Origin of the sequence: Citrobacter sp. FP75, from assembly GCF_018342065.1 — a bacterium.
Taxonomy (GTDB): domain Bacteria; phylum Pseudomonadota; class Gammaproteobacteria; order Enterobacterales; family Enterobacteriaceae; genus Citrobacter.
In genome coordinates this window covers 482575-497311 of sequence record NZ_JAFDOE010000001.1, presented here as the reverse complement: position 1 = coordinate 497311, position 14737 = coordinate 482575, and the positions used below count along the sequence as shown (strand labels likewise).

General features: G+C 57.1%; 12 protein-coding genes. 2 read left to right on the top strand and 10 right to left on the bottom strand.

The window, feature by feature from the left end; translation table 11 throughout:
- Window positions 1–46: 46 nt before the first annotated feature.
- The 5 genes from uvrB to bioB all read right to left on the bottom strand — a co-directional run bounded on the left by uvrB (window position 47) and on the right by bioB (window position 6308).
- Window positions 47–2068 carry an excinuclease ABC subunit UvrB gene (gene uvrB, locus JQ822_RS02310; RefSeq protein WP_213132109.1) on the bottom strand — a complete coding sequence of 674 codons (2022 nt, stop codon included), beginning with the start codon at window positions 2066–2068 and terminating at the stop codon, window positions 47–49.
- Between the two features lie 615 nt (window positions 2069–2683).
- Window positions 2684–3382, bottom strand: a complete 699-nt coding sequence (bioD, locus tag JQ822_RS02305) for a dethiobiotin synthase (protein WP_213132108.1) — start codon at window positions 3380–3382, stop codon at window positions 2684–2686.
- Window positions 3375–4130 (bottom strand): malonyl-ACP O-methyltransferase BioC, encoded by a 756-nt coding sequence (bioC, locus tag JQ822_RS02300; protein ID WP_213132107.1) that lies wholly within the window; start codon window positions 4128–4130, stop codon window positions 3375–3377. Before bioC ends, bioD begins: the two co-directional genes overlap by 8 nt.
- Window positions 4117–5271: an 8-amino-7-oxononanoate synthase gene (gene bioF, locus JQ822_RS02295; protein WP_213132106.1), complete on the bottom strand. Its 1155-nt coding sequence runs from the start codon at window positions 5269–5271 to the stop codon at window positions 4117–4119. The genes bioC and bioF overlap by 14 nt, the downstream gene beginning before the upstream one ends.
- Entirely contained in the window at window positions 5268–6308 is a 1041-nt protein-coding gene (gene bioB, locus JQ822_RS02290; RefSeq protein WP_096757785.1) for a biotin synthase BioB, read from the bottom strand. Before bioB ends, bioF begins: the two co-directional genes overlap by 4 nt.
- 76 nt (window positions 6309–6384) lie before the next feature.
- Here bioB and bioA point away from each other — a divergent pair, with 76 nt between their 5' ends.
- On the top strand, window positions 6385–7674 hold the full coding sequence (bioA, locus tag JQ822_RS02285) for an adenosylmethionine--8-amino-7-oxononanoate transaminase (protein WP_213132105.1): 1290 nt from the start codon (window positions 6385–6387) through the stop codon (window positions 7672–7674).
- A gap of 57 nt (window positions 7675–7731) precedes the next feature.
- Window positions 7732–8208, top strand: a complete 477-nt coding sequence (locus tag JQ822_RS02280; protein ID WP_213132104.1) for a kinase inhibitor — start codon at window positions 7732–7734, stop codon at window positions 8206–8208.
- Window positions 8209–8249: 41 nt separating this feature from the next.
- On the opposite strand, the gene hutH is transcribed toward JQ822_RS02280, so the two are convergent.
- The 5 genes from hutH to hutI form a co-directional block, all read right to left on the bottom strand.
- A complete protein-coding gene (hutH, locus tag JQ822_RS02275) occupies window positions 8250–9770 on the bottom strand; it encodes a histidine ammonia-lyase (protein WP_213132103.1) in 1521 nt (506 codons plus the stop codon).
- Between the two features lies 1 nt (window position 9771).
- A complete protein-coding gene (hutU, locus tag JQ822_RS02270) occupies window positions 9772–11457 on the bottom strand; it encodes a urocanate hydratase (RefSeq protein ID WP_213132102.1) in 1686 nt (561 codons plus the stop codon).
- Window positions 11458–11594: 137 nt separating this feature from the next.
- Entirely contained in the window at window positions 11595–12320 is a 726-nt protein-coding gene (locus tag JQ822_RS02265) for a histidine utilization repressor (RefSeq protein ID WP_213132101.1), read from the bottom strand.
- A 64-nt stretch (window positions 12321–12384) separates the two neighbouring features.
- Complete coding sequence (gene hutG, locus JQ822_RS02260; protein WP_213132100.1) at window positions 12385–13326, bottom strand: formimidoylglutamase; 942 nt, start codon at window positions 13324–13326, stop codon at window positions 12385–12387.
- Window positions 13323–14546 carry an imidazolonepropionase gene (hutI, locus tag JQ822_RS02255; protein ID WP_213132099.1) on the bottom strand — a complete coding sequence of 408 codons (1224 nt, stop codon included), beginning with the start codon at window positions 14544–14546 and terminating at the stop codon, window positions 13323–13325. Before hutI ends, hutG begins: the two co-directional genes overlap by 4 nt.
- Between the last annotated feature and the right edge of the window lie 191 nt (window positions 14547–14737).

Below are 14737 nucleotides of genomic sequence, written 5' to 3'. Positions count from 1 at the left end.
CGTTTGTAGGCCGGATAAGGGGTTTACCCCGCCATCCGGCAACGCATTAAGACGCCGCGATAAACAGCTCGCGCAGCTGATGTAGCTGGTCGCGAATTTGCGCGGCCTCTTCAAACTCCAGGTTCTGCGCATGTTTCATCATCTGCCCTTCCAGCTCATGGATTTTCTGCTGCAGCGCCTTCGGCGTCATATCCAGCTCAACCACCTCGGACTTCGCACCAGAGCGCGACTTGCCTCGGCCCTTGGCTTTGGTCTTGGCAATATTCTGGCCCAGCGCCAGAATGTCGACCACCTTCTTGTTCAGCCCCTGCGGCGTAATTCCATGCTCATGGTTGTACTGATGCTGCTTCTCGCGACGACGTTCTGTTTCGCTGATTGCCTTCGCCATTGATGCGGTAATTTTATCGCCGTAGAGAATCGCTTTGCCGTTAATGTTACGTGCCGCACGGCCAATGGTCTGGATTAGCGAGCGTTCAGAACGCAGGAACCCTTCTTTGTCGGCGTCCAGAATCGCCACCAGCGAGACCTCAGGCATGTCCAGGCCTTCTCGTAACAGGTTGATGCCGACCAGCACGTCAAACTCGCCCAGGCGCAGGTCACGAATGATTTCCATGCGCTCAACGGTGTCGATGTCCGAGTGCAGATAGCGCACCCGCTCGCCGTGCTCTTCAAGGTATTCCGTGAGGTCTTCCGCCATCCGCTTGGTCAGCGTCGTCACCAGCACACGTTCGTTGATCGCCGAGCGGATACGAATTTCAGAAAGTAAATCATCTACCTGCGTCGCCACTGGACGCACTTCAATCACCGGATCCAGCAGGCCGGTCGGTCGTACCACCTGATCGACCACGTCATCGCCGGATTTCTCCAGCTCATAGTTGCCCGGCGTGGCGGAAACGTAGATGGTTTGCGGTGCCAGCGCTTCGAACTCTTCAAACTTCAGCGGGCGGTTATCCAGCGCCGACGGCAGACGGAAACCGTACTCAACCAGCGTCTCTTTTCGCGCCCGGTCGCCGCGATACATACCGCCGATTTGCGGGATGGTGACGTGGGATTCATCGACCACCAGCAGGCCATCAGCGGGCAGGTAGTCGAACAGCGTCGGTGGCGGTTCGCCCGGCCCGCGCCCGGAGAGATAGCGGGAGTAGTTTTCAATGCCCGAGCAGTAGCCCAGCTCGTTCATCATCTCCAGATCGAACTGCGTACGCTGGCTTAAGCGCTGTTCTTCCAGCAGCTTATTGTTCTCCAGCAGGTTTTTACGCCGCTGCGCCAGTTCGACCTTAATTTCTTCCATCGCCTGCACAATACGTTCGCGCGGCGTGACATAGTGCGTTTTAGGGTAAATGGTAAAGCGCGGAATGCTGGATTCAACCTGCCCGGTCAGCGGGTCAAACAGCGACAAACGTTCTACTTCTTCATCAAACAGCTCCACGCGCAGCGCAATGTCGTCAGACTCTGCCGGGAAGATGTCGATCACCTCGCCGCGTACGCGGAATGTACCGCGCTGAAACGCCTGATCGTTGCGGGTATATTGGAGCTCCGCCAGACGACGCAGAATAGCGCGTTGATCGATAATCATGCCGACCGTCAGGTGCAGCATCATTTTCAGATACAGGTCCGGGTCGCCCAGACCGTAGATCGCGGAAACTGAGGCCACCACAATGACATCCCGACGCTCCAGCAGCGCCTTGGTCGCCGACAGTCGCATCTGCTCAATGTGTTCGTTGACCGATGCATCTTTCTCAATGAACGTGTCAGAGCTCGGGACGTAGGCTTCCGGCTGGTAATAATCGTAGTAAGAGACAAAATACTCTACCGCGTTATCCGGGAAGAATTCTTTCATCTCGCCATACAACTGGGCTGCCAGCGTCTTGTTGGGTGCCAGCACCATGGTGGGACGCTGTAGGTCCGCAATGACGTTGGCGATGGTGAACGTTTTCCCCGATCCCGTTACGCCCAGCAGCGTCTGATGCGCCAGACCATCCTCCAGCCCTTCTTCCAGGCGACGGATCGCCTCAGGCTGATCGCCAGAGGGTTTAAAAGCGGAATTCAGTTTGAACGGTTTACTCATGAGCAGCTACCTGAAGCAATGGGCGGGCAGGTGTCTAATTTTACTCGCAGCAGTAGATTTTGCCAGTAAAATATACTGGATGAAAAAACAGTAACGGACCACAATATTTCTGTTACGCCCCCTGAAACCCCGTCGCGGTGGGCTGAAATTTCGCCACAGGCAAGATAAAACACCAGCAAAAATGTGTTATCCCCAGACCTATGACTTTTTTAACATTTGTCAAGCCAGCAGATGAAAGTTTTATGGCAACGGATGACACTTCCGCGACAGCCATTGCTTTTATCTAACAATCTGTATTTCAATAACTATTTCTCCAAGATGTCTTTCGCAGCAATTTAGTCGCAGGCCGCGTCTTCTCTCGCTTACATAGTGTTTTCTAACTCTAATGCACAAGGTTATCCACAGGAATAGTGGATAACTGTCTCCAGCCCGTGCTGACTGCCGCCTGGCGGAAACGTCTCGCTGTCGTTTTTTGGTCGAATAAAAAAAAATTATCGCTAAATTTTGATATTTATCAGCTAACGAAGCGGTCTGTAACAGTCGAGATCCTGCTCGCATTTTCATCATTTTTTTGCCTGTCCCAACGTGTTGAAAAGAACAGGCTAACGCCATATGTCAACAACAAGAGGGAGCCGGAGACAACACGCTCAGATCGATATATTGCCCGGTCAATGCCTGCTCCGGCGCCTCTGACAGCCACGGGATCTCTCCCAGTAGCGGTGCAGGAATCGCGCGCGTCAGCGTCGCCATGTATTCAGCATGGCGTTTGCTCGGTGGGGTTACATCATTGGCAACCCAGCCGACCAGCTGCAACCCCGCCTGGCGTATCGCCTGCGCGGTGAGAATAGCGTGATTGATGCAACCGAGCTTAACGCCAACGACCAGAATCACCGGTAGCTGTTCTGTTTGCACCCAGTCAGCAAAACTTAGCGTCGGCGAAAGCGGGGTAAACCATCCCCCAGCCCCTTCCACCAGCACCCAGTCGGCCTGTTCCTCAAGGGCACGCAAACCGGCAGACATCACCGGGGCCAGAATCGGCCGCCCTTCATCGGCGCTGATAATATGTGGTGACGTGGGTTCGGCGAAGGTATAGGGATTGATGGCCGCATAACCCGCTGCCACAACGCTGTTGCGCTGTAAAGCCAGGGCATCGCTGTTACGCAAACCGTCAACCGTCATTTCACTTCCTGACGCCACCGGCTTATAGCCAACGGTTCGCAATCCCAGTTGCTCCGCAGCCTGCAGCAGCGCACAGCTGGCGATGGTTTTACCGACTTCGGTGTCCGTCCCGGTGACAAAATACGTTTTAGTCACGTTGAATCACTCCCAAAAAAAGATGATACGTCAGCGGGTATTTCCCCTGCTGCTGGGGCCAGGCTAACTGTAACTGGTGCAGCTGTGAGCGGGTCAGCACGCGCTGCTCGCGTCCTTCATGCAAATGCGTCGCGCCAATGCCTTTTAGCGAACGCATAGCGCTCAGCGCGTCGTCAAACCACAGCGTGACGGCTTGTATCTGATACTCAACGTCCCAGCCGAATAGAGCATTTTCCAGCTGTTCCACAGGTAAAAAACGGTTGGCATGCGCCCGGTCATCCACCGCTCGCCACGCCTGACGCAGTTCCGGCATCGAGCCGTGTGCCAGGGTACTAAACGCCACCGTCCCGCCAGGGCGCACTACCCGGTAAAGCTCGCTTAACGCGCCGCGTAAATCGCCGCACCATTGCACGGCAAGATTGCTCCAGGCCAGGTCAAAGGTGGCGGTAGCCTGCGGAATGGCTTCGATATCGGCCAGCAGGTAATGGTGGGCCACGTTGTGACGCTGTGCTTGCGCCAGCATTTGCGCTGACAGATCCAGGGCGCTGATCTCGCTCCCCTGCTCCCGCCAGTAACTGCTCATACGCCCTGGTCCACAGCCGGCATCCAGCACGCGGGCGTACTGGCGACCACCGAGTCGCGCCAGTAATGCATCGGCGCTCTGACGCTGTAATTCGGCGTGTTGCTCATAGTGGGACGCGGCACGCCCGAACGCAGCGGCAATGGCTTGCTTATCAACCTGCGCCATGCAGCACCTCCAGCAAGCGGTCGATATCCTGGGGTTCATGCGCCTGGGTTAGCGTGAGGCGCAGTCTGGCAGTGCCGACCGGCACGGTAGGTGGACGGATTGCCGTCACCCAGCAGCCCTGCTCGCGTAACGTCTGCGCCAGTTGTAGCGCTTTAGCGTTATCACCAACGATCAGCGGCTGAATGGCGCTATCTGAATTCGCCAGCACTAAATCCGGGGTTGTTATACCGGCACGAAAACGCTGGATAAGCATGGCCAGCTTTGCTCTGCGCTCGTCGCCGTCGCGGCTACGGATCACCGCCAGCGCGGCGCGCAAGGCCTGGGCCTGCGCCGGAGGCATACTGGTGCTGTAAATCAGATGGCGGGCAAACTGCAGCAGATATTCAGCCACGCTGTCAGAACAAAGAACTGCCGCGCCGCTGACGCCAAATCCTTTCCCAAAGGTCACCACCAGCAGTTCGGGTTTGACCTGCTGTTGCCAGCACGAACCACGTCCTTCCTCACCAGTGACGCCAATGCCGTGGGCATCATCCACCAGCAACCACGCATCCTGGCGTTGCGCCCCTGCGTGAATTTCCGCCAGCGGCGCGCTGTCGCCGTCCATGCTGAACACGCCTTCGGTCACTACCAGTTGTTGCCCCGGACAGGGGGCCGCCAGCAGACGGGCCAGATGCTGAGGATCATTATGGGTAAAGCGACGTAATGCTGCAGGGCTGAGGCTGGCAGCCTCCAGCAGCGAGGCGTGGCTGAGTCGGTCGGCAACGATCCGATCCTCTTTGCCCATTAGTGCAGCAATCACCGCCTGATTGGCGGCGAACCCGGAGATAAACAGCAGCGCCCGTGAATAGCCCAGCCATTGCGCCAGCTCGTCTTCCAGCGCCTGGTGGGTAATGGAATAGCCGCTAACATGACCTGAGCCGCCGCTGCCAACGCCAAACCGTTCCGCCCCCTGCTGCCACGCGCAGATAATCTGCGGATGGTGGCTTAAACCGAGGTAATCATTGCTGGAAAAATTCAGATACTGACGACCATCGGCCTGCAGCCAACGCCCGGCCCCCTGCGTCACAGCATGACGGCGGCGCAGGGCATCGGCAGAACGACGCGTCGCCAGCGCATCGTCAATTTTTTGCTGCCAGGTCATACGGTTGCCGCGTTGTAGTAGTCGTCTGTGTCCGGTGTACGCAGGGCCTGTTCCAGGCGCTGTTGCTGTTCGTTATCGCCTGCCAGCACCGCCGTTTGCTGCGGATTCAGTCCCAGCTTGCGGAACAGCAGCAGGTCTTTGTCTTCATTCGGGTTCGGCGTAGTCAGCAGTTTGCAGCCGTAGAAAATTGAGTTGGCCCCGGCCATAAAGCACATTGCCTGGGTCTGTTCGTTCATCTGTTCTCGACCTGCGGACAGGCGCACGTACGAGGTCGGCATCATAATGCGTGCCACGGCGATGGTGCGGATAAAATCAAACGCATCCACATCGTCGTTATCCGCCAGCGGCGTGCCCTTCACCTTCACCAGCATGTTGATCGGCACACTTTCCGGCGGCGTCGGCAGATTGGCTAATTGCAGCAGCAGACCCGCACGGTCGGTGACCGTTTCGCCCAGGCCTACAATGCCGCCAGAGCAGACTTTAATCCCCGCTTCACGCACTTTATCCAGCGTATCCAGGCGCTCCTGGTACGAACGGGTAGTGATGATATTGCCGTAGAACTCCGGCGAGGTATCGAGATTGTGGTTGTAGTAATCCAGGCCCGCACTGGCCAGGCGCTGCGCCTGCGTTTCATCCAGCGTACCCAGCGTCATACAGGCTTCCAGTCCCAGCTCTTTCACACCTTGCACCATTTGTTCCAGGTAAGGCATATCGCGCTCGTGCGGATTTTTCCATGCCGCGCCCATACAGAACCGCGTTGAACCGGCTTGTTTAGCCTTACGCGCAGAGTCCAGCACTTGCTCAACTTCCATTAAGCGCTCGGTTTCCAGACCGGTTTTGTAGCGGGAACTTTGTGGGCAGTATTTGCAGTCTTCCGGACAGGCACCGGTTTTAATAGACAGCAACGTACTGACTTGTACCTGCTGTGGGTCGAAGTGCTGACGGTGGATCTGCTGTGCTTCAAACAGCAGATCCAGCAGTGGTTTTTCAAATAATTCGGTAACTTGCGACATTGTCCAGCGAGAAGAATGAGCCATATTGGTATACGTTTCGTTGTTAGTTTGGTGTAGACTCGTAAACCTAAATCTTTTTAATTTGGTTTACAAGTCGATTATGACAACGGACGATCTTGCCTTTGACCAACGCCATATCTGGCACCCTTACACCTCCATGACCTCTCCGCTGCCGGTGTATCCGGTAGCGCGCGCGGAAGGTTGCGAGCTGATTTTAACCAGCGGTGAGAGACTGATTGACGGGATGTCGTCCTGGTGGGCGGCAATCCACGGCTACAATCACCCACACTTGAACGCCGCAATGAAAACGCAAATCGACGCCATGTCGCACGTGATGTTTGGCGGCATTACCCATGCCCCAGCCATTGCGCTGTGCCGCCAGCTGGTCACCATGACGCCAGACGCACTGGAATGCGTTTTCCTCGCGGACTCAGGCTCTGTTGCCGTGGAAGTCGCGATGAAAATGGCGCTGCAGTACTGGCAGGCAAAAGGTGAATCTCGCCAGCGTTTCCTGACGTTTCGTAACGGCTATCACGGCGATACCTTCGGCGCGATGTCGGTCTGCGATCCCGACAACTCGATGCATAGTCTGTGGAAGGGATACCTGCCGGAAAACCTGTTTGCACCCGCCCCGCAAAGCCGGATGGACGGTGAGTGGGACGAACTGGATATAGTGCCATTTGCCCGCCTGATGGCCGCGCATCGCCACGAAATTGCGGCGGTGATCCTCGAGCCGATTGTGCAGGGCGCTGGCGGCATGCGCATATACCATCCTGAGTGGTTAAAGCGCATCCGTAAGATGTGCGACCGCGAAGGAATTTTGCTGATTGCCGATGAAATCGCCACCGGCTTTGGCCGCACGGGCAAGCTGTTTGCCTGTGAACACGCCGACATCACGCCGGATATTTTGTGCCTTGGCAAAGCGCTAACCGGCGGAACAATGACCCTTTCCGCCACCCTGACCACCCGCCAGGTGGCGGAAACCATCAGCAACGGTGAAGCAGGCTGCTTTATGCACGGCCCGACGTTTATGGGTAATCCGCTGGCCTGCGCCGTCGCTTCTGCCAGTTTGTCCCTGCTGGAATCGGGCGAGTGGCGCTCGCAGGTGGCGGCTATTGAAGCACAGTTACGGGCAGAACTGGCACCGGCGGCGGATTCCGCGTATGTCGCCGACGTGCGCGTGCTTGGCGCCATCGGTGTGATAGAAACCACGCATCCGGTGAACATGGCCGCGTTACAGAAGTTCTTTGTCGAGCAAGGTGTGTGGGTAAGACCGTTTGGCAAGCTCATCTACCTGATGCCGCCGTATATTATCCAGCCCGAACAACTGCGTCGCCTGACCCAGGCCGTGAACGACGCCGTGCGCAATGCAACATTTTTTAGCGATTAATCGGCGGTAAACTGCGAGTTTTCTGGCTACACTTTTTGGCTAACGAGAGGAGTCGGCATGAAACTAATCAGTAACGATCTGCGCGACGGGGATAAACTCCCGCATCGCCACGTTTTTAACGGCATGGGGTATGACGGGGATAATATTTCCCCGCATCTGGCGTGGGATGATGTGCCCACCGGGACCAAAAGCTTAGTCGTGACCTGCTACGATCCTGATGCGCCAACTGGCTCCGGCTGGTGGCACTGGGTGGTAGTTAACCTGCCTGCGGATACGCGGGTTTTACCCCAAGGGTACGGCTCCGGGCTGGTAGCACTGCCGGAAGGCGTGATTCAGACCCGTACGGATTTTGGTAAAGCCGGTTATGGTGGCGCGGCTCCGCCAAAGGGAGAAACGCATCGCTATATCTTTACGGTTCACGCGCTGGATGTGGAGCGTCTTGATGTCGATGAAAGCGCCAGCGGCGCGATGGTTGGATTTAATGTCCATTTCCACTCGCTCGCCAGCGCGTCGATTACCGCGATGTTCAGTTAAGCGCGGTGCCGGATGTCGGCTTCGCCTCATCCGGCAGGGTATTACAGAAATTCAGGCAACAATTTTAACAGCGCCCCCTGGGCTAACAGTTCGGTCGCGCACTCAATATCCGGGGCGAAAAAGCGGTCCTGAGTATAGTGCGAAACCTGTTCACGCAAGGTGTGACGCGCCTGCTCCAGCAGCGGGCTTGAGGTCAGTCCTTCGCGCAAATCGATCCCCTGACAGGCCGCCAGCCACTCCACGGCAATCACGCCGCGCGTATTCGCCGCCATCTCCCACAGCCTGCGCCCCGCCGCCGGTGCCATAGACACATGATCTTCCTGGTTGGCCGACGTTGGCAGGCTGTCTACGCTATGCGGGTGCGCCAGCGCTTTGTTTTCGCTCGCCAGCGCGGCGGCGGTTACCTGGGCAATCATAAAGCCGGAGTTAACCCCACCATTTTTGACCAGGAACGGCGGCAGCTGCGACATGTGTTTGTCCATCATCAGCGCGATACGCCGCTCTGATAACGCGCCGATTTCCGCAATCGCCAGCGCCAGGTTATCCGCCGCCATCGCCACCGGTTCCGCATGGAAGTTGCCGCCGGAAATCACATCGCCCTCTTCGGCAAACACCAGCGGGTTATCCGACACGGCGTTGGCTTCGACCAGCAACACGTCCATCACCTGGCGCATTTGCGTCAGACACGCCCCCATTACCTGCGGCTGACAGCGCAGAGAATACGGATCCTGCACTTTTTCACAGTTGTGGTGAGACTGCGAAAGCGCGCTGGAGTCGGTCAACACATGGCGGTACAACGTGGCGGCGTCAATTTGCCCGCGCTGTCCTCGCGCGGCGTGAATGCGGGGGTCAAACGGACGACGAGAACCCAGCACCGCTTCGGTGGTGAGCGCCCCGCATACCGTCGCAGACCCAAACAGTTCCTGAGCTTCAATTAATCCGCGCAGCGCAAAAGCGGTGGACGCCTGGGTGCCGTTGAGCAGCGCCAGCCCCTCTTTCGCTTCCAGCGTTATCGGCTCCAGCCCGGCTTTTTTCAGCGCTTCGGTCGCCGGGAGCCATTCCCCCTGCCAGCGTGCCTTTCCTTCCCCGAGCAATGTCAGGGACATATGCGCCAGCGGGGCCAGATCGCCCGACGCGCCCACCGACCCTTTAGCCGGGATCAGCGGATACACTTCGGCATTCACCAGCGCAATCAGCGCGTCGATGACGCTCAGGCGAATACCGGAAAAACCGCGCGCCAGGCTGTTGATTTTCAGCACCATAATCAGGCGCACCATCGCATCATCCAGCGCTTCGCCGATGCCTGCCGCATGGGAAAGCACCAGTGAACGCTGTAAATTTTGCAGATCTTCCGTGGCGATACGGGTCTGGGCCAGCAGGCCAAATCCGGTATTAATGCCATATGCCGTGCGACCTTCAGCTACGATGTTATCAACGCAGGCGACGCTTGCGTTGATAGCGTCAATCGCGCTGGCATCCAGGCTCAGTTTGACCGGCTGCTGCCAGATGTCGCGTAATTGGGCGAAGCTCAGATGGCCCGGTGTTAATGTCATGGTGTTCATATCAGCGTTTCCCCTGCGTCGGCGCAACCATCGGCAAATTAAGCCCTTGTTCGACGGCGCACTCCACCGCAATGTCATACCCGGCGTCGGCGTGGCGCATCACCCCGGTGGCGGGATCGTTATGTAATACCCGGGCGATACGCGCAGCGGCTTCATCGGTGCCATCACACACAATCACCATCCCCGCATGCTGGGAGAAGCCCATTCCTACCCCACCACCGTGGTGCAGTGACACCCAGGTCGCACCGCTGGCGGTATTGAGCAGCGCGTTCAACAACGGCCAGTCGGATACCGCGTCAGAACCGTCACGCATGGCTTCGGTTTCGCGGTTCGGGCTGGCAACGGAGCCGGAGTCCAGATGGTCACGGCCAATGACAATCGGCGCGGAGACTTCACCGCTACGGACCATTTCGTTGAACGCCAGCCCCAGCTTTTGCCGCCATTCCAGACCGACCCAGCAGATACGCGCCGGTAAGCCCTGGAAGTTAATCCGCTCACGCGCCATATCCAGCCAGTGGTGCAGATGTTTATCGTCAGCCACAATCTCTTTCACTTTGGCATCGGTTTTATAAATATCCTGCGGATCGCCGGAAAGCGCCACCCAACGGAACGGGCCAATGCCGCGACAGAACAGCGGTCGAATATAAGCAGGTACGAAGCCCGGGAAATCAAAAGCGTTTTCCACGCCCATCTCTTTTGCCATCTGGCGGATATTATTGCCGTAATCAAACGTCGGCACGCCCATTTTGCTGAAGTCCAGCATCGCCTGCACGTGCGTGGCCATGGAGCGTTTCGCCGCCTGCACCGTGCCCTGTGGGTCAGAAACCGCTTTTGCCTGGTACTCCTCCCAGCTCCAGCCGGACGGCAGATAACCGTGCAGCGGATCGTGGGCGCTGGTCTGGTCGGTGACCATATCCGGGCGCACGCCGCGCTTCACCAGTTCCGGCACAATGTCAGCGGCGTTCGCACACAGCGCAATAGAAACGGCTTTACCCTCACGGGTGTACTTGTCGATACGCGCCAGCGCGTCATCAAGCGATGTTGCCTGCTCATCCACGTAGCGGGTACGCAGACGGAAATCGATGCGGCTTTGCTGACATTCAATGTTGAGCGAACAGGCACCCGCAAGCGTAGCAGCTAGCGGTTGCGCCCCACCCATGCCGCCAAGACCGGCGGTCAGTACCCAACGTCCGCTCAGGCTGCCCTGATAATGCTGACGCCCGGCCTCAACGAAGGTTTCGTAAGTCCCCTGCACGATGCCCTGGCTGCCGATATAAATCCAGCTGCCGGCGGTCATCTGGCCGTACATCGCCAGCCCTTTGGCATCCAGTTCGTTGAAGTGTTCCCAGGTCGCCCAGTGCGGGACCAGGTTGGAGTTGGCAATCAGTACACGCGGCGCATTGTCATGAGTTTTAAACACGCCGACCGGTTTACCCGACTGGACCAGCAGCGTTTCATCGGCCTCAAGTTTGGTCAGCGCCTTAACGATGGCGTCATAGCATTCCCAGTCACGCGCGGCGCGACCAATCCCGCCGTACACCACCAGCTCATGGGGATTTTCCGCCACCTCAGGATCAAGATTGTTCATTAACATGCGCAGCGGCGCTTCGGTCAGCCAGCTTTTGGCCGTTAAGGTGGTGCCTCGTGGGGCACGAATATCCTGCTGACGATACTTGCTGTGAGACATGGTAGAGCACTCCTCGCGAACGTTCGGACAGATAAGTAACATATACTTGTCTATACAAGTCATCGCAAGGTTGAGTTTAACAATTAAGATACATTTTTATTATATTGCGTCAGCAATCACGGTTTTCATGTCCTGCATCAGGACATAAACCGCCCTTGCAGACGATAGCGGGAACCCGGGAAGAGCAATCGGGCATGGGAGACAATAGATGACGCGGACCAGGTTTTACGGCGGATCAGCAGGCAGGGATCGTGTTCTTTAATGTTCAGTAGCGCGCACTCTTCCGCACTGGCACGTACCGCTTCAACGATATGCTCCCCTTCCGTTAAGGGGGCGATCAGTGACAGGTATGCGTGCGGCGTGGTCTGGCTGTAATCCTGTGCCAGATAATCCGGCACAATTTCGGCATTGACGCAGCGGTCTTCAATCTGCACCGGTAGCTCGTTCTCGTAGTGCACCATGATAGAGTGAAAAATTGAGGTGCCTTCTTTGACGTTTAACACCAAAGCCTGCTGCGCGTTCGCGCGCGTTCTTTCCAGCTTCAGAACCTCGCACCGATGCTGATGCTGACGGGCGTTAATTTCATCCGCGATGCTGCGAATTTCGAACAGCGCGGACTGACCTTTTGGCTCAGCGACAAATGTCCCAACCCCTTGTAAACGTACGACTAACCCCTCATCCGTTAACTCACGCAGCGCCCGGTTAATGGTCATGCGGCTGAAACCATACTGCGCCACCAGCTCCGCCTCCGACGGGATACGATCGTGAGGCTGCCAGACGCCGCTGGCAATCTTTTCACTGATCTCCTGTTTTACCTTTTCGTAAAAAGGAGCCGGGGCAGAACGAGAATGGGATCGGAGCATGCGTTAGCCTTCCTTAAGCTGAAAATGAGAGTTGCCGAATGGCGGCGTAACGCCGCCAGGCATGTCAGTGCCACCAGTGCGCGATTTGCCAGCCAAGCCGCGCCGCAACGCGCGCCGCGTTGCCATCATCGTCAAAACGGGGATTAAATTCAACCATGTCCACCGCCTGTAATTTACCGCTGCGACAAAGCGGCTCAATCAGCCTCAGCAGCATAGACAACGGTACGCCCAACGCGGCAGGTGCGGACACCGCAGGCATTTCCCAGACCGGCAGAACGTCGAGGTCGATAGTCAGGTAGATAACGTCGACGCTTGAGATGAACTGAGCCATCTGCGCCTGCGCATTTTGACAGTGCAGATCCTCCACCACGGTAACACCGCGTTGCTGTGCTTCATCCCACAATGCCTGGGTGTTGGCCGCCCGGTTAACGCCAAAGCAGGCGTAATGAAATTCACGCTGCTGCGCATCACAGAGCTGCGCCAACTGGCGAAAAGGCGTGCCGGAGGTAGCCTGGTCAGCATGACGTAAATCCAGGTGGGCATCGAGGTTGACGATACCCACGGTTGAGCGCGGAAACGCATCCAACACGCCCGCGCCGTGGGCGAAGGCGGTTTCATGCCCACCGCCCAGTACGAAGGTGCGCATCTCAGCCTGCTGGCAGCGTTGTACCGCATGACGTAACGCCTCCTGCGCCCCTTCGAGATCGGGAGGCTGCGCCACGATATTGCCCAGGTCCACCAGCCGGTCATGCCCGTGGTGGCTGGCTAAATTCGCCAGCGCTTTGCGCAGCGCATCGGGCGCACCAGCCGCCCCCGTGCGCCCCTGATTTCGCTTCACGCCTTCATCGCAGGCGAATCCCAGTAGCGCTATCTGCTCGCGATAGTTTTCAGGGTTAAACGCTGAACTGAGCGTGATAGTCTGAAACAGGCGCAGCGCAGTTGGCGACTCAGCGCGGTCATCACGCCCTTGCCAGAGCGCGGGAGAAGCAGGATGCCAGTTCATCATGATGGTTGTCCTCGGAATACGCGTTGATACAGCGGGTTGCGGCCAGGTTCATACAGAATTTCAACCGGAAGATGCGCATCCCACACCACAAAGTCCGCCACGAACCCCGCCTTTAGCTGTCCATGAGTTGCCTGACGTCCAAGCGCGCGCGCCGCATGCCGCGTAACGCCCGCCCACGCTTCTTCCGGCGTCAGGCCAAACTGCACGCAGGCCATGTTCATCGCCCAGTGCAGGCTGATAAATGGGCTGGTGCCGGGGTTGAAATCCGTCGCCACCGCCATCGGTACGTTATACTGGCGTAGAAGCTCCACCGGCGGGCGCTGTTGCTCTCTGAGGAAATAGAATGCGCCAGGCAGCAGAACACCTACCGTACCGCTGTGGCTCATCGCCGCCACGCCCGCTTCATCGAGGTATTCAATATGATCGGCGGATAATCCGTGGTAGCGGCTGACCAGCTGCGCGCCACCGAGCAACGACAGCTGCTCAACGTGGCCCTTAACCGGAATGCCCAACGCCTGGGCGACCTTAAATACCCGTTCGCTCTGCGCGAGGTTAAATCCGACGCTTTCACAAAACAGATCGACGGTCTCAAACAGGCCCTGCTCCCACAGTTGTGGCAAAATGGTCTCGCACACCAGCGTAATGTAGCCGTCGGGATCGTCACGGTATTCCGCTGGCGTGGCATGCGCGGCCAACAGCGTCGGACTTATTTCCACAATATTCTCCGCCGCCAGCGCAGAGACGACACGTAAGATCTTCTCTTCTGTTGCCAAATCCAGGCCATAACCCGATTTCACTTCCAGCAGCGTGACACCTTCTGTGATCAGCCGCGCCATCCGCGCATGCGCCACAGCAAAGAGTTGTTCATCAGATGCGTTTCGGGTCGCCGATACGGTGGCATTAATTCCGCCGCCCTGGGCGCTGATCTGCTGGTAAGATGCCCCGTTGAGCCGCTGCTCCCACTCGCCTGCGCGATTGCCGCCAAAGACCAGATGCGTATGGCAGTCAATCAAACCTGGCGTAACCAGCCGACCCTGCATATCAAAAGTATTGTCATGTGTACGATACAATGAGGATTCCGGCACGATAGCGCGAATCTTGCCCTGACGAATAATCAGCGCATGATCGTCCACCAGCCCATACGGGGTATTACGTTCAGGATCCATGGTCGCCAGGCGGACATTACGCCAGATGGCATCATCAGGGAAAAATTGCTGCATTCCACTCACCACTTGTCATAGGTTGTATAGACATTTATTGAGATCCTGCGGATGTTGTCAACCTGAAGGGCGATAAATGTTATTTAATTGTGATATCAGAACGCTCTACATCCGTCATTGCTGCTATAAAAAACAACTTTTTACCTTTTCACCTTTCCGTTTCGCTCAACTTAGTATAAAAAAGCAGGCTT